At 47.7% G+C, this 21632-nt stretch carries 17 protein-coding genes; 2 read left to right on the top strand and 15 right to left on the bottom strand.

Going from position 1 to position 21632, the window contains the following annotated elements; genetic code table 11:
• Positions 1-5: 5 nt before the first annotated feature.
• The 15 genes from FBQ74_RS11850 to FBQ74_RS11780 form a co-directional block, all read right to left on the bottom strand.
• Positions 6-1730, bottom strand: a complete 1725-nt coding sequence (locus FBQ74_RS11850) for an SLC13 family permease (RefSeq protein WP_139756863.1) — start codon at positions 1728-1730, stop codon at positions 6-8.
• A gap of 18 nt (positions 1731-1748) precedes the next feature.
• On the bottom strand, positions 1749-3164 hold the full coding sequence (gene cysN / locus FBQ74_RS11845; protein WP_139756862.1) for a sulfate adenylyltransferase subunit CysN: 1416 nt from the start codon (positions 3162-3164) through the stop codon (positions 1749-1751).
• Between the two features lies 1 nt (position 3165).
• Positions 3166-3954, bottom strand: coding sequence for a 3'(2'),5'-bisphosphate nucleotidase CysQ (cysQ, locus tag FBQ74_RS11840; RefSeq protein WP_139756861.1), 789 nt, complete (start codon positions 3952-3954; stop codon positions 3166-3168).
• 2 nt (positions 3955-3956) lie between these two features.
• Positions 3957-4550 carry an adenylyl-sulfate kinase gene (gene cysC, locus FBQ74_RS11835; RefSeq protein WP_139756860.1) on the bottom strand — a complete coding sequence of 198 codons (594 nt, stop codon included), beginning with the start codon at positions 4548-4550 and terminating at the stop codon, positions 3957-3959.
• A 1-nt stretch (position 4551) separates the two neighbouring features.
• Entirely contained in the window at positions 4552-5466 is a 915-nt protein-coding gene (gene cysD, locus FBQ74_RS11830) for a sulfate adenylyltransferase subunit CysD (protein WP_139756859.1), read from the bottom strand.
• Positions 5467-5734: 268 nt separating this feature from the next.
• Positions 5735-7243, bottom strand: coding sequence for a sodium/proline symporter PutP (putP, locus tag FBQ74_RS11825; protein WP_139756858.1), 1509 nt, complete (start codon positions 7241-7243; stop codon positions 5735-5737).
• A gap of 137 nt (positions 7244-7380) precedes the next feature.
• A complete protein-coding gene (locus FBQ74_RS11820) occupies positions 7381-8088 on the bottom strand; it encodes a DUF3379 family protein (protein ID WP_139756857.1) in 708 nt (235 codons plus the stop codon).
• The gene (locus FBQ74_RS11815) at positions 8081-8635 is read right to left on the bottom strand and encodes a sigma-70 family RNA polymerase sigma factor (protein ID WP_139756856.1); all 555 of its coding nucleotides are present in this window, start codon (positions 8633-8635) and stop codon (positions 8081-8083) included. The genes FBQ74_RS11820 and FBQ74_RS11815 overlap by 8 nt, the downstream gene beginning before the upstream one ends.
• A 164-nt stretch (positions 8636-8799) precedes the next feature.
• Positions 8800-10665 (bottom strand): DUF885 domain-containing protein, encoded by a 1866-nt coding sequence (locus tag FBQ74_RS11810; RefSeq protein ID WP_139756855.1) that lies wholly within the window; start codon positions 10663-10665, stop codon positions 8800-8802.
• Between the two features lie 29 nt (positions 10666-10694).
• Complete coding sequence (locus FBQ74_RS11805; protein WP_232371911.1) at positions 10695-12413, bottom strand: BatD family protein; 1719 nt, start codon at positions 12411-12413, stop codon at positions 10695-10697.
• Between the two features lie 5 nt (positions 12414-12418).
• Positions 12419-14359 (bottom strand): VWA domain-containing protein, encoded by a 1941-nt coding sequence (locus FBQ74_RS11800; protein ID WP_139756853.1) that lies wholly within the window; start codon positions 14357-14359, stop codon positions 12419-12421.
• A complete protein-coding gene (locus FBQ74_RS11795; RefSeq protein WP_139756852.1) occupies positions 14356-15369 on the bottom strand; it encodes a vWA domain-containing protein in 1014 nt (337 codons plus the stop codon). Before FBQ74_RS11795 ends, FBQ74_RS11800 begins: the two co-directional genes overlap by 4 nt.
• Positions 15362-15874 (bottom strand): DUF4381 domain-containing protein, encoded by a 513-nt coding sequence (locus FBQ74_RS11790; RefSeq protein ID WP_139756851.1) that lies wholly within the window; start codon positions 15872-15874, stop codon positions 15362-15364. The genes FBQ74_RS11795 and FBQ74_RS11790 overlap by 8 nt, the downstream gene beginning before the upstream one ends.
• A gap of 6 nt (positions 15875-15880) precedes the next feature.
• The gene (locus FBQ74_RS11785; protein ID WP_139756850.1) at positions 15881-16822 is read right to left on the bottom strand and encodes a DUF58 domain-containing protein; all 942 of its coding nucleotides are present in this window, start codon (positions 16820-16822) and stop codon (positions 15881-15883) included.
• A 6-nt stretch (positions 16823-16828) separates the two neighbouring features.
• Positions 16829-17785 carry an AAA family ATPase gene (locus tag FBQ74_RS11780; protein WP_139756849.1) on the bottom strand — a complete coding sequence of 319 codons (957 nt, stop codon included), beginning with the start codon at positions 17783-17785 and terminating at the stop codon, positions 16829-16831.
• 327 nt (positions 17786-18112) lie between these two features.
• Here FBQ74_RS11780 and fadI point away from each other — a divergent pair, with 327 nt between their 5' ends.
• Complete coding sequence (gene fadI, locus FBQ74_RS11775; RefSeq protein ID WP_139756848.1) at positions 18113-19423, top strand: acetyl-CoA C-acyltransferase FadI; 1311 nt, start codon at positions 18113-18115, stop codon at positions 19421-19423.
• Entirely contained in the window at positions 19423-21582 is a 2160-nt protein-coding gene (gene fadJ, locus FBQ74_RS11770; RefSeq protein ID WP_139756847.1) for a fatty acid oxidation complex subunit alpha FadJ, read from the top strand. Before fadI ends, fadJ begins: the two co-directional genes overlap by 1 nt.
• Positions 21583-21632 lie beyond the last annotated feature (50 nt).

The raw sequence follows: 21632 nt of genomic DNA, 5'->3' as shown, positions 1-21632 counted from the left end.
TTTTATTACAGGTAATACCAATTAAGGGTCAACAGCACAATGGTCGAATACATAAGGGATATAGGTAATCCAAACTTTGCAAAATGCCCGAATTTATAATTGGTCGCATTATAGACCAACAGGTTGGTCTGATAGCCATAAGGCGATATAAAGCTGGCGCTTGCTGCAAAAGCCACACATAACGCGAAAGGCATAAGTGGGGCGTTAATTATGCCGACCAACCCATACGCAAATGGGAACATCAGCGCGGCTGCAGCGTTGTTCGTTACAAACTCAGTTAAGAGCAGCGTAGCAAGATAAACAACCACCAAAGCGACAAACCAGTTTGTATCGGCCAGATAGGGCAGCAGAAAGTCTGTGCTGAGTGCAATAACCCCTGAGCCTTCAAGCGCTGTTGCCAGACTCAGTGCTCCAACAATTACCACGATAAGATTTAGTGGCAGATTGCGCTTAACCTCCGCATTTGACGTAACGCTGGCGCCTATCAGTACAGCTGCAAAAAACAGCAGCCCGATAGCCAGAGAGAGTATTTCCGCTGCTGATAGTGCCACCACCAACAGGAATCCTCCTACGGTTATCCATTCCTGCAGGTTACTCAGCGGTCGGTTTATTTTTTGTTCAGAGAGTACAAAAAAGTTGCGAGACAGGTTTTGTCTGGAGTGAAAGTCCGGCCCTGCTGCAAGTAAGAGAAAATCACCGGCCTGCAGTTTTATTTCACCTAATTTGCCAGAGAGCTGCTCACCATCACGACGAATAGCAACAACGGCAGCATCGAACAATGCTCTGAAGCCCAACGCTTTGAGTGTTTGACCGATAATCTGAGCGCGGTTAGCAACAATTACCTCAGTAAGGTTTTCCCGCAAGATACCGTCAGCCTCAGCAAAGGTGGTTAAGCCTTTAATATGACTCAGGCTATCGAGCTTTTGTACATTACCCGAAAATATGAGTTTATCATTTTCATGAATCACGAATTCCGGCGTAATGGGTGATATCAGCTGTCCATCCCGGATAATTTCGACTAAGAACAGCTCGGGTAGATTCCGAAGATGATTTTCCTCTACCGTCTTTCCAATCAGTTCTGAGCCAGGGTCGACATCAGCCTCAACGGTATATGCCCGGTAGTTTGCCTCTTTATTGGCAATATTAGGCAGAAACCGCGTCATCAGAAACATCAGCACGCCACAGCTTAACCCTGCTATCAAACCAAAGAGTGTGAAGTCCCAGAATGCAAAGCCCGGGTGCCCCTGCTCCTGCAGAAAGCTATCTACAATCAGGTTGGTAGAGGTACCAATCAACGTAACCGTTCCTCCCAGAATTGCAGAATAGGACAGGGGGATCAGTAACCTGGAGGCGGGATGATACTGATTTTGCTTTACCGGGCCGATAAGGCTGGCCACTATTGCTGTATTGTTCAACAGCGCTGATGAGAAAAAGGTTAAACCGAACAGTCGCCAGTAGGATGTGGTAAAGCTTGCAGTCACTAGCTTCCGCCCTAATCGTTTAATCAGAGCCGTTTTATCTATGGCTGCACTCACCATTAACAACAATATGAGGGTCACCAGACCTTTGTTAGTCAGATTATCCAGTATGTCATCAAATGAAACCTGCTGGGTTACCAGCAAGCCAAGCATAGTCAGAGCAAAAATTGTAGAAGGGCGCTGATTAGTAAGTATCAACGCAAAAATAGTGCTGAAGAAAGCCCCCAGCACTATAACTTGATTTACATCCATATTGTATTGGACCTGCGTTTACAGTTTGCTGATATCAAGCGCATTCCAGTGTGGGAAATGCTTTCTTACCAGCTCATTAAACTCAAGTTCAAACTCAGAGAATTGTTGAGATGCATGCTGGTCACTGCCAGATAACTCATCAATAATCATCCCGGCACCTACAGTACCGTTGGTCATACGGTCGATGACAACGAATGCGCCAGTGCCCGGATTTTTCTTGTACGGGTCGCATGCAACCTGCTGGGTAAATTTCAAATCTACATCGCCGATTTCATTCAGATTCAGGTGCGCCGCACCTTTTTCTTCCAGCGTATTCACATCAATCTGGTGATTTACCTGAGCCACCGAACCCGATGTCGTTTTAGTAGCAAACTTAAAGTTGTACTGCTTGTTCGGCATCATCGGCTCTTCGGCCATCCACACAAGGTGCGCCTTGAACTGGCTGTTATGCAACGGCAGGTTGTCAGATTTGGCAATCATATCGCCACGGGAGATATCAATTTCATCTTCCAGCGTTAATGTAATTGCCTGAGGAGGGTATGCACGGTCCTGTTCACCTTCAAACGTAACAATGGACTTAACCTTCGAGGTCTTCATTGAAGGTAGCGACGTGATTTCGTCTCCAGGCTTAATTTCACCAGAAACGACTGTACCGGCGAATCCACGGAAATCCAGGTTAGGGCGATTGACATACTGAACCGGGAAGCGGAAGTCATCAGCATTGATATACTTGCCTACTTCGATGGTTTCAAGTAACTCCATCAGAGGCATACCGTCAAACCACGGCATATTCTCGCTTTTGTTTACCACGTTATCGCCGTCAAGTGCAGAAATAGGTACAAAGCGGATATCAGGGAAGTCAAGATTCTCGGCAAATTTCAGGTAATCTTCCTGAATCTCTTTGTATTTTTCCTCACTGAAATCAATCAGGTCCATTTTGTTGATGGCAACAATCACATGTTTGATACCAAGCAGGTTTGCCAGAAACGAGTGACGTTTGGTCTGTGTTTTGACGCCAGCGCGGGCATCTACCATAAGAATAGCAAGGTCACAGGTAGATGCACCCGTTACCATGTTTCGCGTGTACTGCTCGTGTCCGGGGGTATCCGCGATGATGAACTTTCGCTTGTCCGTAGAGAAGTAGCGGTAGGCAACATCAATAGTAATACCCTGTTCGCGCTCAGACTGCAGGCCATCAACAAGTAAAGCCAGGTCAACTTTCTCGCCTGTAGTCCCCATTTTCTTGCTATCTTTGGTCACTGCAGCAAGTTGATCTTCATAAATCATTTTTGAATCGTGCAGCAGACGGCCGATTAGGGTACTTTTTCCATCGTCAACACTACCGCAGGTCAAAAAGCGGAGTAGATCTTTCTTTTCATGTTGTTCCAGATAAGCCAGAACGTCTTCTTTTAATAAACTGTTTTCGCTATTCATACTATGCGCTCACAAGAAAATAAGGGTTCAACACGGACTCTTTCTGATTATAAGAAAGGTCTTCTGCATTGGCATTGAGAGGGTCTGCCGGGTCAAGTACAGTAACGGACGCGCCCGCCGCTGTGGCAACCGCATGGGCTGCACCGGTATCCCATTCTGAGGTTGGGCCAAGGCGAGGGTAGAGGTGCGCTTCACCGGTCGCTACCAGACAAAGTTTCAGCGAACTGCCCATTGCTACCAGTTCTGTCTCGCCATCTAGCTGCTCAAGCAGATTTTTAATTTCGGGGCTTTGATGAGAGCGGCTGCCTACCACTTTCCAGGTTTCGCCGTCAGTGTGCTTTTTGGCTGAAATCGGGGTGAAATCACCACCTTTTTGTTGCCATGCACCTTTACCCACCAGACCGACATACGCGGTATCCTTAGCAGGTGCGTAAACGACACCCATCGTTGGTTTACCATTGTCAATCAAGGCAATGTTCACTGTGAACTCACCATTTTTCTTGATGAATTCTTTTGTTCCATCAAGAGGGTCGACTAACCAATACTGTTGCCATGTTTTGCGCTCTTCCCAGGAAATATCCGCAGACTCTTCGGATAACACAGGTAAGTCTGAGATAGATTCAAGTTCTGAGACAATCACATTATGTGCAGCTAAATCTGCTTCTGTTAGCGGACTCGTGTCCTGCTTCTCATAAATTGCGAAATCTTTTTCGTAAATCGCCATGATCTTATCGCCCGCAAGCCTGGCGATTCGCAGAACCTGTTCTGCTAATGGATCAGGTAATGCCATTATTAAATCAATCCTTTTTCGTTCAGCAGGTTGAATAAGCGTTCGGCAGTAGCCTCCGCAGATTCATCCTTGTATTCCAGGTGTACTTCAGGGTTAACCGGTGCCTCATATGTTGAGTCTATACCGGTGAAGTCCTTGATTTCTCCGTTACGCGCCTTTTTATAAAGCCCTTTCGGATCGCGCTGCTCGCAAACAGCCAGCGGTACATCAACATAAACTTCGACGAATTCTTTTTCCTGCAGCAAGTTGCGGCAAAAGTCGCGGTCAGTTTGAAAGGGTGAAATAAAGGCGGTGAGTACGATAGTACCCGAGTCAACAAACAGCTTAGCGACTTCGCTGATACGACGGATATTTTCTACCCGGTCTTTGTCAGAAAAGCCAAGGTCGCCGCACAAGCCATGACGAACATTGTCGCCATCAAGCAAATACGTCAGTTTGCCATCTTCGAAAAGTTTCTTCTCAAGCAGGTTAGCCAGCGTCGATTTACCCGAGCCACTTAATCCTGTCAGCCAGATAACACGGGGCTTTTGACCAAGCTTGTCTGAACGGGTTTGCTTATTAACCTCGTGTTTATGCCAGACGATATTGGTGGCCATATCAGAAGTATCCTTCCATTTTCTTCTTCTCCATTGAGCCAGCACTGTCGTGGTCAATAACGCGGCCCTGACGTTCTGACGTTTTAGTCAGCAACATTTCCTGAATAACTTCAGGTAACGTATCAGCTTCTGACTCGACTGCGCCGGTCAGTGGGTAACAGCCCAGTGTCCGGAAGCGTACTGAACGCATTTCAGGAGTTTCGCCTTCTTCAAGAGGCATTCTGTCGTCATCAACCATTATAAGTACGCCGTCGCGCTCAACGACCGGGCGAGGCTTAGCCAGATAAAGCGAAGGAATGTCGATATTTTCAAGGTAGATGTATTGCCAGATATCCAGTTCAGTCCAGTTAGACATCGGGAATACACGAATACTTTCGCCTTTATTGACCTGAGAGTTATAAATGTTCCACAGCTCAGGACGCTGATTTTTTGGATCCCAGCGGTGATTGCTGTCACGGAAAGAATATACACGTTCTTTAGCACGTGATTTCTCTTCATCGCGACGGGCACCACCAAAGGCAGCATCAAACTGATACTTGTTAAGCGCCTGCTTAAGTGCCTGAGTCTTCATAATGTCAGTATGCTTGGCACTACCGTGGCTGAATGGGCCAACGCCATGCTCAACACCTTCCTGATTAATATGGACCAGAAGGTCAAAGCCATATTTCTCAGCCTGACGGTCACGAAACTCAATCATTTCCTGGAACTTCCACGTGGTGTCGACGTGAAGCAGTGGAAAAGGAATTTTACCAGGGGCAAACGCTTTACGCGCAAGGTGGAGTAATACCGAGGAATCCTTTCCTACAGAATATAGCATGACCGGGTTATCAAATTCGGCGGCTACTTCGCGAAAAATGTGGATGCTCTCGGCTTCGAGCTGCTTTAGATGGGTAATAGACGGTATTTCTGCTGTCATTTTTCGAGTCCGATTGTCGAGTGATATATGAAACGATTATATGTATAGAACCCTAACATATTTAGATCAAATTGTTGTATGCCATTTCGCTATACGAAATAGCACTTTTATACCTGTTACGAAAAACTAACGAAAAAGTTTTAGGTTGAGAGGACAACCTACTTATTTACTCAAGTATAGAATATATCTATGCAAGCAATTAGCCATGTGTGGAACAGACATAAAAAAACCACCGCGTAGCGGTGGCTCTTGTTAATAGGGCGCTTGCTTAACCGTGTTCTTTAAGCTGCTGCTGGAACCTGTCGAAGGTATCTTCAACCCCGTCTCTGGGTGTACCTGATTTAGACAGAATCATAATCGTCAGGCTGGAAAGAATAAAACCGGGAACGATTTCATACATCCATTCGGACAAACGCTGTCCCTGAATTTCTACGGGGAAGTATATCCAGAACAGCACTGTAATGGCGCCTACAACCATCCCGCCCAACGCTGCTCTGCGTGTCATACTACGCTTGAACAGACTGAACAGGACCAGTGGACCAAATGCTGCCCCGAAGCCCGCCCAGGCATTACTGACCAGTGTGAGAATCGTGCTATCTCTGTCATAAGCCAGGTAAATCGCTACAGCGGCCACCACCACAACGGAAATACGACCCGCGATAACCAGTTCCTTATCGGAAGCATCGCGACGTAAAAACGCTTTGTAAAAATCTTCAGTCAGCGAGCTGGAAGTAACCAGTAGTTGAGATGAAATCGTACTCATAATGGCGGCCAGAATCGCTGCCAGCAGGAATCCACCGATGAGGGGGTGAAACAGAATTTGAGAAAGATAGATAAATACCGTTTCAGGATCGATTGTGTTGCCATTTCCCGTCACATAAGCCAGACCAAACAAGCCTGTCATCAGTGCGCCGATAATGGATACGATCATCCAGCTCATACCAATATTTCTTGCTGCAGGAACATCCTTAACCGAACGGATAGCCATGAATCGTACGATGATGTGTGGTTGTCCGAAGTAACCCAGCCCCCAGGAGGCGAGGGAAATCATGCCGATAACAGATATCGCAGTACCGGTTTCCGCATTCATGAAAGGATCAAACAGGGCCGGGTCGATACTCTTCAGCGAGTCTACCGAGGCTCCCAATCCGCCTAGTTCCATTACAACAACAATAGGGACCATGACCAGCGAGATAAACATGATACACCCCTGCACGAAGTCGGTCATGCTCACAGCCATAAAGCCACCGATAAGGGTATACGTAACAACGACCCCCGCGGTAACGTACAGCCCCATTTCGTAACTTAAGTTAAATGAGCTTTCAAACAGTTTTCCCCCTGCAACCACGCCTGATGACGTGTACAGAGTGAAAAAGATAACGATAACCACCGACGCAATGATACGCAGTATGCGGGTATTGTCGGCGAAACGGTTTTCAAAGTAGTCCGGAAGTGTGATGGAGTTTTTAGCCACTTCGGTAAATACCCGAAGCCGTGGTGCCACAAGAATATAATTGGCGAACGCGCCAATAACCAGACCGATTGCAATCCAGCCTGCAGAAATACCCTGCACATACATTGCGCCGGGTAATCCCATCAACATCCAGCCACTCATATCGGATGCGCCAGCAGAAAGTGCGGTTACCGCCGGGCCTAACTGCCTGCCACCCAGCATATATCCTTCGACGTCAGTGTTGGTTTGACGGTACGCAAAAAGCCCAATCCCCAACATCACAACGAAGTATAAACCTAGAGAAATTATTGTACCTGTTGCCATATTTTCTTCCTTTTTTCTGGCATGCTAACAGGAACTTACGTAACACTCTACGAATCAGGGCAAAATTCGTTGTAACTTTTCAATAACGCGGAATTCGCGATATTGAAAAGGTATTGCTACGTGATTTACCTAATGCTCTAGGCTGAGAACACCATGTTTTCTTTTAGTTTTTGCGTTAGCGGCTCAAGGTTTGCGCGTTTATCTCCTACAACAAGAATCCGGGCTTTTTGCTGATAAAAGCTTTTTCCCTGGTAGATCTTATTCTCAAATTTTTCGGGAACTTGCTGGTCGCTTCCCGGCGATACAACAAACACGGAAACCAGACCTGTCGGCGTATCCAGGATAAGGTGTAAGCTTCGGGTCAGTTGCAAGTGGCAAAAATTAGCAACTTTTATGTCACCTACCGGCTGTTTCATGGTGCCACCAAAACTCGCAAGCTTTGCGTTCACCTGCTCCATGTTTTCCTGATAGCCGGCACGTGGAATCTCTTTAGAAAGATGTGTGACATGCGCTAACGCGTGATCATGTAATTGAGTAGGCGGCCTCATAAACCACATCGTGGCGCTGATTCCGGTTACTAACGCGACCGAGGCTGCCAGTCCAACATACCAACGCTGTTTTCTTTTGTGCTGCAGATAATGATCGGTACTTTGCTGCCAGATAAGTTTGTGAGCAAGCTCATCGGGGACTGGAACGTTAACGGCGCTTTTTAGTTGCTCATTCATCTGACGCGTTTGTTGCAGAAACAAGCGTTTTTTTGGATCTTTAGCTGCAGCATCAAGAATTTCCTGATCGAGCGTATCGGGGTCTTCATAGACACGTCGTCTGAATGTCAAATCATCCATTATGTCTGCCTTTTTCACTGGTTTGCTTACTCAGTAATTCTTTTAACTGACTACGGGCACGGAACAACCGTGTCATCACCGTATTTTTATTAAGATTAAGCTGTGCTGCAATTTCTTCGCCGCTATAGCCAAACAACAACTGCAGGATAAGGGGCTCCCGATAAGACTCCGAAAGCATACAAAGCAATCGCTGCATATCGGCTTCCTGAAGCGACGTCTCGGTGAAAATCACCTCATCGGCCACCGGATTAGCGTCAATATCAACAGTATCAAATTGCTTTTTTTCAAAACGACGGGCATTTTCCCGGCGCACAATGGTGATCAGCCAGGCTTTTGCTGCCTTCTCGTCTTTTAATGCATCTAATGAACGCCAGGCCCGAAGAAACGTTTCCTGAACCACGTCCTCGGCAATACTTTTATCCTGAATAAGGTAAAAAGCATAACGGAAGATATCGGCGTGAAACGCATGCACCAGCGCCTCATAGCGTTGTTGTTTTTCTTTCATGTCAGATGAGACCCGACGGCGCTCATAAAAATTTCGCATCATTGCTAATTTGTATCGGATGGCAAGGGAGAATTGCTGTAACACTTTGCATTATGGCAACCATGTAGCAGGCAGGCATACAAATAATTGCAATTATCGACAAATATAAAAAAAGCCGGATAGCTTACCATCAGCTATCCGGCTTTCCATTTCATGCTAGTCAGGCACTATTGGTTGGCTTTGGTGTCTTTAATCCAGGTATTAATTTTTTCTTCCAATACCGAAAGTGGAACAGGGCCGTCTTTCAGTACTTCATCATGGAAGCCTGCAAACGTAAACTTATCGCCCAACTCTTGTTGTGCTTTGTCACGTAACTCCATAATCTTAAGCTTACCAATCATATAGGCAGTAGCCTGACCCGGCAGCGCAATGTAGCGCTCAATCGCTTTCACAGAGTCATTTTCGGGGTTTGGCGTATTCTTTTTAAGATATTCAATGGCTTCTTCGCGGGACCATTCTTTATCATGAATACCAGTGTCTACGACCAGACGGCAGGCGCGCCATAATTCCATCGCCAGGCGGCCAAAGTCGGAATACGGGTCTTTATAAAAGCCCATATCTTTTGCCAGTTCTTCGCTGTATAAGCCCCAGCCTTCGGTGTACGCTGTTGCACTCAGGAACTTCTGGAACATTGGTACGCCTTCCAGCTCCTGTGCAATAGCACGCTGCATATGGTGGCCCGGAATTCCCTCGTGATAAGCCAGCGCTTCCATTTGATAAGTAGGCATATCTTTCATGTCATAAAGGTTGGCGTAGTACGTACCCGGGCGGCTACCATCCTGAGACGGACTTTGATAAAACGCTTTACCGGCAGATTGCTCGCGGAATTCTTCTACCCGCTTTACAATCATATCGGCTTTCGGCATCAGGCCAAAGTATTCAGGCAATGCATCACGCATTTCATCGATATGAGCTTTCGCCTCTTTGAGGTAGCGGTCGCGGCCTTCCTGCGTATTTTCGTAATAAAACTGCTCATCATTACGCATAAAAGTGAAGAATTCCTGTAAGGAGCCATCAAACTCGACTTCCTTCATGATTTCCTTCATTTGATTGTGGATACGCTTTACATTATCCAGACCAATCTGATGGATCTCATCGGCACTTAAATCGGTTGTCGTGTAATGTGAAAGGCGGTTTTTATACCACTTGTCACCATCCGGTAAACGCCATACACCATCACCTTCCGGCGTTTTCTTCTGCTGATTTTCAAAGGCTGCTACCAAATCATTGTAAGCAGGTTTTACTGAGGTAAGCAGAGCGGCTTTAGCTTCTTCGCGTAAGTTTTGTTTCTCAGTATCTTTGATATCCAGCGCATCAATTTTGTTATTAATGTCTTCCCAAATAGTCGACGGTTTGTCGCTATCATCAAACGGGGCGCCAGTAGTCACGTTTTTAGCTGCCTGAATCATTTGATCGTATGACCAGTCTGGAGGAAATACGCCAGCTTCTTCGCGCAAATTCATTTGATCAATTACCTGGCTAAACAGATCATCTACTTTATCCAGACGACTGATATATGCTTGTGCGTCTGATTTATCCGCTACGCGATGAATGTTGATCAGAAAGCTGGGCACCATCGTGTGCGGGCCACGGAATTGGTTTACGACATAAGAATGATGACGGAATTCGTCGTTTTTCAGGTTAAGTTCCAACTGATAGCGGTATAGCTGTACACTAAGTTTTTCTTTATCAGATAATGCTTCAGTATCGAAATTCTCTAGCTCTTCAAGACGATTTTTCGCTATTGCCACCGCTTCATCGTTAGCCTCTTCACTGAAATCGTCCCACTCGCCGTAATCCCATTTGTAGCCAAGGTAGCTTTGATAAAGCGGGGAGCGCTTCAGATCTTCTTCAAAAGTGCGCTCGAAAAATGCATTCAGACGCTCTGACTCGCTTTGAGTATTCTGGGCGGACTGTTCGCTGGTCGTTTCTGCTTTAGCAGTGGTTTGCTGCGTGTTTTCCTCTGCCGGCGAGCACGCCATTATCGTACTCACTGCAAATGCAATAGCACCCAGTTTAAACTGTGTTTTCATGTAGTATCCCTCATATGTTGTTTATTTTATTATTTAGTTATTGCAGGCTTTCTCGCGTAAAGATCAGGTAATCCCCGCGAATTAGTATTGTATTGCGTTGACCAGTTTTCCCTGACCTGCTTTAGGGTTGCAAGCATTGACTGGTTGTCCCACTCAGTATGCCCATTGCCGTATGCAGATTCCAGCATCTGATCGACGAATGGTTGTAATGGTGCAGTCAACGCATTGTCAGCAGCGCGCGAAGGAGGCATCCCCTCAAAAAGATGTGTCATCCACTGTCGTAACCCCGACTGAGTTGCAACGATATCTTTTTCAGATACTGCCTGTCTGAGCGCTTTGAACGCAATTTTTTCTGCTTGTGGTTCCGGTAGCCTGCGCGGTGCTTTGTTATGTTCAAAATGATGAAGTTTGCGGCGATAGTGCGTTACAACAATAACCAGTACTGCCAGAAGAAATATACAAAAACCGCCCAAAAACCAGGTCAGTAACGTCATTTTCTGTGAAGTTTCACCTGTAGCGCTATCAACCGTATTCTGAGGGGACGTCGTATCGCTCACAGGCTGCTCTGGCGCCACAGTGGGGTTATTGGCGCGAGGGCTATTACTGGCAGGCTCTACCATAATAGAGCGGGCCGGAATTGTGGCGTAAGCTATTTCCTGCGTTTTAAGATTGAACCAGGGAACCGTAACTTCGGGCAATACAATCTTACCCGGTGAAGTCGGTATCACTGCCATCGATTCGACCCGCTGTGCGATTAGCTGGTTATCACGGTCAACGGTCGCTGAGCGAGACTGGTCAGGATAAGTTTTGAACCCCGGCGGGTACCGGACGTCCAACTCGGGTAACTGCTCTTCTACAACGCCGGTAGCGGTTAGGGTAAGTGTACGGGTGATGGGCTCTCCCACCACAAACTCGCTGTTTTGCGGCCATTCCTCATGCAATTCCACACGTTCGCTGGGGAGCCAGTCGCCGGATACATTATCAGGTTTTGCTTTTACATTTACTGAAATGTCAGCGCCGAGCCGGTTAATGGTCTGTGTCCGGTTAAAAAAGCCGAACCGTTGATTTGTGTCCGGGGCCAGCACCTCGCCGGTAAAAACGGGGCCACGAATTGTCAGCTCGCCCGAGCGCTGAGGAATGATGGCATACTTGCGCTCAATAATCTGATAGCGCCGGCCGTTAACCAAGTCCACAGAACGCTCATCTTCACCAAGCTGGCGAACAATTCCTTTTTTCAGCTCAGGCGGCGTCAGACTGCCGCGCTCAATATCAGTAGACAGAAATAATTTTAGCGTATAAAGAATTTGCTGATTTACATAGCCCGATGCATTGTCTACTTCGGTGGTCAGGTAATAGTCGCGCGCAGGTTGCGAGCCGTCAGAGGCATCCGGAACTGCAACAACTTCCACGGTGATTGGCTGTGTCTGTTTGCCCTCTATGTTGAAAGAGGGAATAGTAAATGTGCCTTCTTTGCGTGGAAACAGGGGGGTGGTCCAGGATGTCGACTGGCTGCGTTTTCCCTGTATCAGACTCGTCCGGTTGCTCGCAGAGGTTCTTCCTACTACGAAGTCATCAAGCAACGCAGAGCTGTCAAATGCATCGCGACGGGGATCACCATACGCGGTGACTGTTAATCTGATAGCTTCATCCACCATCACCTGAGTTTTGTCTACTTCAGCCTCGACCCTGGACGTATCTGCATAAGCTATCGCTGATAAGAAAAGACCCAATATTGCAAAAAAACTCACTCTCATTACCAGTCACTCCGATCTCTGGGGGGGCGGCGCTGTTGACGTCGTTGTGCTTCAAGCTGCATTTTTCGTTTTAGTAAATAGGCAGGATCGTCGGGGATACGCCGTTTAAGATTCTCGAGCCGCTCCATATTTTCTTTCTCTGCTTCTGTCAGCTCAGCAGGACCGGCCGCCTGAGCCTGCTTTTCGTTCTGAGGTGGTTGTTCACTTTCAGACTGTTGTTGTGTTTGCTGGTCAGCATCCTTTTGCTTCTGGCTGTTATTATCCTGCTGGTTTTCACCGGTTTCCTGACTTTGATTATTTTTGCTTTGTTGTTCAGAAGATTGCGCCTGACTTGCATTATTTTCAGTATCTGACTGTTGCTGGGGATTGTTTTGTTCAGATGCTCCGGCTTCATCGTTTTGCTCGCCACTTTGCTCAGACTTGTCCTGTTCTGACTGCGATTGATCAGACCCCTGCGACGACTGGTTTTTATCTTTGTTGTCGTTATTATTTTGCTGTTGCTGTTGCTGTTGCTGTTGCTGTTGCTGTTGCTGTTGCTGCTTCAGCATCTCTTCGACAAGGGCCTTATTTTCCTCTGCCTCAATATAATCCGGATCTGAAGCCAGCGCTTCGTTGTACGCCTCAATGGCTGCTTGATATTGCCCCAGATGGGCAAGCGAATTGCCACGGTTATAATGCCCCTCGGCGGTTTTTACCTGACTAAACTGGTGGGCCGCTTTTTCATAATTGCCGGCTTTGTACTCAGCCGCTCCTTTAAGCGCAGGCGATTCAAATATGTCAGCTGCTTCGGAAAAAGCTTCTTGTCGATAAAGTAAATCGCCTTGCTCATCAGCATTATTGAATGCTTGTTGCCACCATGACAGTGACGGTTCTTCATTCTGTTGCGCAGCAGCAGGTTCGGGAAAGCTAATAGTTACCATCAGAAACACAGAGAACAGTACACCCCGGCGAAACATCAGGGCCAGCAGAGGCAAGCAAAGAATGAGTAGATAGGGACCCAATTCCCGCCATTTATCACCACCGGTGCGCATCTCGTTATCCTGCTCATCAGTGCTGCTGGTTTGCACACTCAGCGTATTGGCCAGCGCACTAACATCCTGATCATCCGCGCTGATTGGAACATATCTGCCGCCTGCGGCTCCGGCAATACGGGTGAGGCGATTTTCATTCAGTTTCGGAATGACTATCTGACCGGCGCTATCTTTTAACAATTCGCCGCCAGCCTGGGTGATGGGCGCGCCGTCTTTTGTCCCTACGCCAAGTATATGTACGGTAAAAGAGGTGTCACTGGCGAAAGACTGAAGTTCTGCCATCTGGTCGTTTTCTACCCCGTCAGTAATCCAGAATATGCGTCCTTTTTGATAGCCGGCATTTTCCAGTAATTCTGCTGCAGTCAGAAACCCTGAAAGCGGGTCGCTCCCTTTTACCGGCATAATTTCCGGACTCAGGCTGGGTAACAAACTGGCGAGATTCCGGTAATCAGCAGTAAGTGGGCTAATGGTGTAAGCATCACCGGCATAGGCCACCAGGCCGGTTTCTCCTTCATTAATTAGCTTGACCAGATCAATCGCTTTATATTTGGCGCGGGTGAGTCTGTCAGGCGAGATGTCACTGGCACGCATCGACATCGACATATCAATGACGACGACCTGGCCTGCTTTAAGCTGATAAACAGGTTGCGGCAAACGATCCCACGCAGGCCCGGCCAGCGCAATCGTCGCAAGGATCCAAAGCGCAGCAATGCTATGCGGTAAAAAGTTCGAAGTGTGCCTGTCACGCCCGCTTACCATTTGAGAATAAAGATGCCCGGCGATAATCCCCTGCCAGCCGGACTGCTGTTTACTCAGTCTGCGATACAAGTAAACCAGAATCAGTAGCGGAATAAGTAACAGCAGCCACTGCGGCCGTATAAAATGAAAGTCCTGCCAGGGAAAGCTCATGATGTTCCACCACGGTACTGTTTAATTCGATGTCTAAAAGTAAGCAGAATATTTCCCAGAACCAGCAATATGCTTATGATTAATGCAGCAGCTAACGGATAAAAGTACAGCGCAGATAGTGGACGCATTTTTTGTGTATCCCCTTTGATAGGCTCTAGCTCATCAAGGCGCTTATAAATCTGCTCAAGTTCTGCTGTGTTTCTGGCCCGAAAATATTGTCCGCCAGTTGCAGACGCAATATCACCCAGCATCTCCTCGTCCAATTCCTGCGAAGGGTTGACCTGACGACTACCAAAGAAGTTCTCAATAACCATACTGTCAGCACCAACGCCTATGGTATACACCGTTACATCATTAGCGATAGCAAGTTCTTTTGCCTGTTGGGGCGAGATATTTCCTGCTGTATTCTGACCGTCTGTCAGTAAAATTAGCACTTTATTAGTCTGCTCTTTCTCATCAAGGCGCTTTACCGCCAGACCTATCGCATCACCAATAGCGGTTCGCTCGCCAATCAGTCCGATTACAGCCTCATCCAGTAATTGTTCAACGGTTTGCCGGTCAAAAGTCAGTGGCGCCTGTAGATAAGCAGTGTCAGCAAAAAGTATCAATCCGAGCCGGTCAGACACGCGCCTTTCGATAAAATCACTCAATACAGATTTGATCATGGTCAGCCGGTTAACCTGTTGACCATTAATTTGCATATCACCGACTTTCATACTGCCGGAGAGGTCCACAGCCAACATCATCTCTCTTCCCTCATTGGGGATGCTAACCGGATCGCCCAGCCACTGTGGCCGCGCTGCGGCAAGTACACACAATATCCACATTAGCCAGAATACAAAATGCAGAGGACCCCGGTTTATTAAAGAAGGACCGGATGAGGATACGGTCTGCAGGTGTTGGGGAATCTTAAGCGCAGCTTGTTGTCGTCTGGCCTTAGCTGGCAACAACCGGACAAGCAAAGGAAGCGGCAGGAGAAACAAAACATACCACCACGCAAACTCAAACATGCGAAGCCTCTTGTGATGCGCCTGCAAATTGTCGCTTAAACTGTGCTTTTTTCAGCCAGTCCAAAGATGCCTGCTGACAAGACTTAAACAGCGCCGGATCCGGCTTGGCTGGCTGGTAAAGCATATCCTGTAACTGACTCAGGGAGGATTCCATGGCGCGCTGGTGGCGTGACTTTACTCTGCTGACCATAAACTGCGTCCAGCGCTGGCCATATAACCCGGAAAGCGAGTAAGCAGGGTAGTATGCAAGCGCGGCGCGCTTGAGTACCTGATTCATCTGACCTGGCCATGCGTCATTTTTCTCGCTTATTAGTTTAATTTCAGTGATAGCCTGTCGCTGCGCCAGTGAAAAGCGACGCTGTCTTATCCAGAGATAAACCGCGAGAACTATCAACAAAATAATGACAGCAGCAAGTACCCACCAACCCCAGGCAAGAGGCCAGGGATCTGCGGATACTTTATGAATGTCGTTCAGCTGAGAAAGCAGTGATTCTTGTTCATTCATGTGTCGTTAACCTGCATTGACTAATTGCTGATCCAGGGGCAAGCCCGCGGATATGTGCTGAAGGCTTACGCCGATTTCAGCCAGCCATGAATTGATATTGTCAAAATGTGCACGCTGAGTATTTTGATACTTTTGGGTAAGATGGCGATTGCCTAATTGCCAGGTTTGCCGGCTGGTACCATCAGTAACAATGACCTCACGCTGACCATTAGTCTGCGGAAGTGTAAATTCAAGCGGGTCGGTAACCATCAGCGCTTTTACCTCGCAATGGCGTGAGAGCTGTGCAATGTGTTGCGCTGAGGCGGTATTAAGCTGGTTGAAATCAGAAACTATATACACGAGGCTGCCAGGGCGAGCCAGCCGGCGAGCGCGGGCACACGCATCTTCGAATGCGTTTTCCTGCTGCGATGCATTGGTGAGCGCAGCAGACTGCATTTGGATTAGCTGGTGACAAATTGCCAGTACCGCTTTGCTTCGGGTCATCGGTTTGCATTCATGATGATTTTTCGCGCCGAACAACAATGCACCCACTTTGTCGCCACGCTGAGCAGCTGCCCAGCTAATCAGAGCTGTAAGGTGCGCAGCCTGTACACTTTTCAGCAACAGCTGAGTACCAAATTGCATGGATTCAGATAAGTCACAAAGCACAAAGACCGGTCGCTCGCGCTCTTCACGATAAATTTTTGTATGGGTCTTACCGGTACGGGCAGTAACCCGCCAGTCAATGGCCCTGATATCATCGCCGGCCTGATAATGCCGGGCCTCATCAAACTCCATGCCGCGGCCCTTATACTTACTCAAGTAGGCGCCCGACCCGCCGGCCTGCTTTTTTGCAGCAGGGGCGAGGTTCACCAGTTTATGTAACTGTCGGTATCGCAGTAATTCCTGCGATGTCAGATGAATACCGTCGGACTGAAGCGCCTTAAGCCAGCGTGTTGAGTCATTCATCGCTATCTAAGGTACCGCCACAAGTTGAACGATACGATCCAGCACCTGATTAGTGGTTATGCCCTGAGCCTCGGCCTGATAAGTCAGTATAATACGGTGACGTAAAACGTTGTGAACCACCGCCTGTATATCATCAGGACCAACAAAGTCACGACCGGCAAGCCAGGCGTGGGCGCGCGCGCAACGATCCAGTGCGATAGTTGCACGTGGACTGACGCCAAATTCAATCCAGTTTGCCAGTTCCTCATCAATAGTTGCAGGCTGGCGGGTAGCTATAACCAGTTGTACAAGATAGGTTTCAAGTTCTGGTGCCATGTGAAGGGCGAGCGCTTCGTCACGGGCTTTAAAGATATCTTCCTGAGAAAGTTTACTCGGCAAAGGTGCTGACTGTTTTAACGCTTCTCCGCGCGTGAGCTTGAGGATATCCAGCTCTGTTTCGCCACCGGGATAGTCTATTTCAACGTGCATCAGAAAACGGTCAAGCTGTGCTTCCGGCAAGGGGTATGTTCCCTCCTGCTCCAGTGGATTCTGAGTGGCCATCACTAAAAATAGCGAGGGCAGGGGATACGTTTTACTACCCACCGTAATTTGTCTTTCCGCCATCGCTTCGAGCAACGCTGACTGAACTTTTGCCGGCGCACGGTTGATCTCATCGGCAAGCATGAGGTTATGAAACAGCGGCCCTTGCTGAAAAACAAACTCACCTGTCTCAGGGCGGTATATGTCGGTACCGGTTAAATCAGCCGGAAGCAGATCGGGGGTGAATTGTACGCGATGAAAGTCAGCGTCCATTCCGTTTGCCAGCGCGTTAATTGCCCTGGTCTTGGCCAGTCCCGGCGGCCCTTCGACCAAAAGGTGCCCATCGGCAAGTAGGGCAATAAGGAGACTGCGGGTAAGTTGGTGCTGGCCAATTATCTGAGAGTTCAGATAGGCATGGAGTTGCTGAAACTGCTCTGCTGCCATAATGTAGTTAATCCGTCACTTGTGGCGTATAAATAAATAGTTAGCGAAAATTTACGCTGTGAAACACAGACAATGAATGTCATATATGGTTCAAGAAAGGTTCTTCAAGTCCCTGATGACAAACTACCATAGAATTACACATTTATACTTTGTGAAATCAGCGTGGTACCGAATAACAGATGCCAAGAGAAATTCACTTCATAAAGTGCGTTCGGGCTGGGGCTCTGCTACCTCTGATTGGGGAATTTGCTATTTCGATGATTGTCTGTAAAATCGGAATAATTACAGGTCAGACCACTTAAATGTGGCTAACAAGTCAGGTAAATTATGGCGACTAAACAACAAGTAACAACACGTTCAGGCGATCGCATTGCGATTGTTTCGGGGCTTCGTACTCCGTTTGCGAAGATGGCAACGTATTTTCACGGCGTGCCAGCTGTCGATTTAGGGAAAATGGTAGTAAATGAACTGCTGATAAGAAATGGCGTATCCCCTGAGTTAGTTGATCAGGTCGTGTACGGCCAGGTTGTACAGATGCCCGAAGCTCCTAATATTGCCAGGGAGATTGTGCTTGGTACCGGCATGAATGTGCACACCGATGCTTACAGTGTCTCGCGCGCCTGTGCGACGAGCTTTCAGTCTACCGTCAATATTGCTGAAAGCATGATGGCAGGAAATATACACGTGGGTATTGCTGGTGGCGCAGATTCGACCTCGGTCTCTCCGATTGGAGTATCGAAAAATCTGGCCAGAGCACTTGTCGATATGCAAAAAGCCAAAACGGTTGGTCAGAAAGCGAGTATTTTTAAACGTCTTTCATTCAAAGATTTATTGCCTGTTCCACCTGCCGTTGCTGAGTACTCTACCGGCTTGTCGATGGGGCAGACTGCAGAGCAGATGGCGAAGTCTCATCATATTTCCCGGGAAGAGCAGGATAAGCTTGCACATCGCTCACACACACTCGCCGCTAAGAGTTGGGAAGAGGGTAAGCTGGATGACGAAGTGATGACAGCCTATGCCGAGCCTTACAAAGGAGCGCTCAGCCGTGACAACAATGTGCGCTTTGATTCCAGTCTGGAAGGCTATGCCAAGCCTAAACCGGTGTTTGATAAAAAACATGGTTCAGTGACCGCTGCCAATGCAACGCCTCTGACAGATGGCGCGTCAGCGGTATTGATGATGACTGAGAGTAAAGCCCGCGAACTTGGCTATACCCCACTGGGCTATATCAAAAGTTACGCATTCTCAGCAATCGATGTGTGGGAAGACATGCTAATGGGCCCTTCATATGCAACGCCTATCGCACTGGATCGCGCTGGAATGACGCTCAATGATCTGACGTTGATTGAAATGCATGAAGCATTTGCTGCCCAAACCCTGGCAAATATCAAAATGTTCGCCAGTGATAAATTTGCCCGGGAAAAGCTGGGACGTGACAAAGCCACGGGCGAAATTGATATGGATAAATTCAATGTAATGGGAAGCTCAATTGCTTATGGCCATCCCTTTGCTGCCACCGGCACGCGTATGATTACTCAGATGCTGAACGAGCTCAAGCGCAGAGGTGGCGGTTCAGGTCTGTTAACAGCCTGCGCGGCAGGCGGACTTGGTGCAGCAATGATTGTGGAGACAGAATAATGACTGAACAGACAACCACGATGGAAAATGAGAAGCCATCATCTGCAAGCGCTTTTACGCTGACGCGCCAGGATAATGGGGTTGCGATACTCACCATGGATGTCCCGGGTGAGTCGATGAATACCTTAAAGAGCGAGTTTGGCGAACAAATTAATGCCATGCTGGATGAAATCGATGCCGATAAAAGTATTAAAGGCGTAATACTTGCCAGTGGGAAGAAAAAGTCCTTTGTAGCAGGCGCAGATATTTCCATGCTTGCGAAGTGTGAAAGTGCAGCTGATGCGCAAAAACTTGCCACTGACGGACAGGATGTATTTAACCGCATTGAAAAAATGCGAGCGACATTTGTGGCGGCTATTCACGGACCTGCACTGGGAGGCGGACTGGAATTAGCGCTGGCGTGCCATTATCGAATTTGTACCGATGACAATGCGACGCAGGTTGGCTTACCGGAAGTGCAGTTAGGACTATTACCGGGCAGCGGAGGAACGCAGCGATTACCTCGTCTGATCGGCATTCAGCAGGCAATGAAGATGATGCTGACAGGCTCTTCTGCGCGAGCTAAACAAGCCAAAAAATACGGTATTGTTGACGATGTCGTTCCACACAGCGTATTGCTAGATGTAGCAGAGAAATATGCGCTTAAACGCAAGCCGGACCGCGAGAAGCCCCAAAAAGGGATGATGAATAAACTGTTAGAGCAAAACAGTTTTGGGCGTGGAGTAGTCTTTAAGAAAGCAAGAGAGCAAACTCAGGGTAAGACCAAAGGAAATTATCCGGCGCCGATGAAAATTATAGACGTCATCGAGACCGGGATGAATGATGGAATGGCGGCGGGCCTGCGCGCTGAGGCTAAAGCCTTTGGTGAGCTGGTTATGACGCCTGAATCCTATCAACTGCGCCAGATTTTCTTCGCTACCACTGAGATGAAAAAGGAAAACGGCGTCGAAGGGGTTGAGCCGCGCAAAGTGAAGAAAGCGGGTATCCTGGGTGGTGGCCTCATGGGCGGCGGGATTGCGTATGTTACGGCAACCAAAGCGAATGTGCCGGCCCGTATCAAAGATATCAAGCCTGAAGGCATTGCCCATGCGATGAAATACAGCTACGACCTACTGAACAAGAAAGTCAAAAAGCGTTATATGCGTAATTCTGAGATGCAAAAGCAAATGGCTTTGTTGACCGGGACGCTGGACTATAAGGGCTATCGTGAGGCAGATATTGTTATCGAAGCGGTATTTGAAGATCTGGATCTGAAGCAAAAAATGGTTGCTGATATTGAAACACATTGCAATGAAAATACAGTGTTTGCGTCAAACACCTCCTCGATTCCTATCGGCCAGATTGCTGCCAATGCTCAACGACCAGAAAATGTCATTGGTCTGCACTATTTCTCACCCGTAGATAAAATGCCGTTGGCTGAAGTCATTGCGCACGAGAAGACATCAGATGAGACTATCTCTACCACGGTAGCGTTTGCCAGAAAGCAAGGTAAGACGCCCGTTGTGGTTAAAGATGGGGCCGGTTTCTACGTAAACCGGATATTAGCGCCTTATATGAATGAAGCCGCTAATTTATTGCTGGAAGGCGAACCTATTGAGCACATCGATAAATCGCTGGTTAAATTCGGCTTTCCTGTAGGTCCGGTTAAGCTACTTGACGAAGTTGGTATCGATGTAGGAACAAAGATTATACCAATTCTTGTTGATGCGTTCGGTGACAGGTTCACAGCACCTTCAGCATTCGATAAAGTTCTGGATGACGGACGCAAGGGTAAGAAAAACGGTAAAGGCTTTTATCTTTACGATGGCAAAAAACCAGGTAAAGAGGTAGATGAAAGCATTTACAGTCTGCTTAACATAGAGCCATCATCTTCAAAGAGTGAAAAGGAAATTGCTGAGCGGTGCGTGCTAATGATGCTTAATGAAGCAGCCCGCTGCCTTGATGAAGGCGTGATCAGAAGTGCACGTGATGGAGACATCGGTGCCATTTATGGTATCGGCTTCCCACCATTTCTGGGTGGTCCATTCCATTATATGGATTCAATGGGTATTGATAAGGTAGTTGAAAAATTGTCTGATTATGCACAGAAGGTAGACGAGAAGTTTGCGCCCTGTGAGTTACTGACGTCAATGAAAGCGGACGGCAAAACATTCTATTAATGTTGATGAAAACGTTTTAAAAAGCCGGCGTGAGCCGGCTTTTTTCTATC

Origin of the sequence: Salinimonas iocasae (assembly GCF_006228385.1) — a bacterium.
GTDB classification, from domain to species: Bacteria; Pseudomonadota; Gammaproteobacteria; order Enterobacterales; family Alteromonadaceae; genus Alteromonas; species Alteromonas iocasae.
Note: the sequence above shows the minus strand (reverse complement) of the source record. Positions and strands in the feature narration are given on the sequence as shown.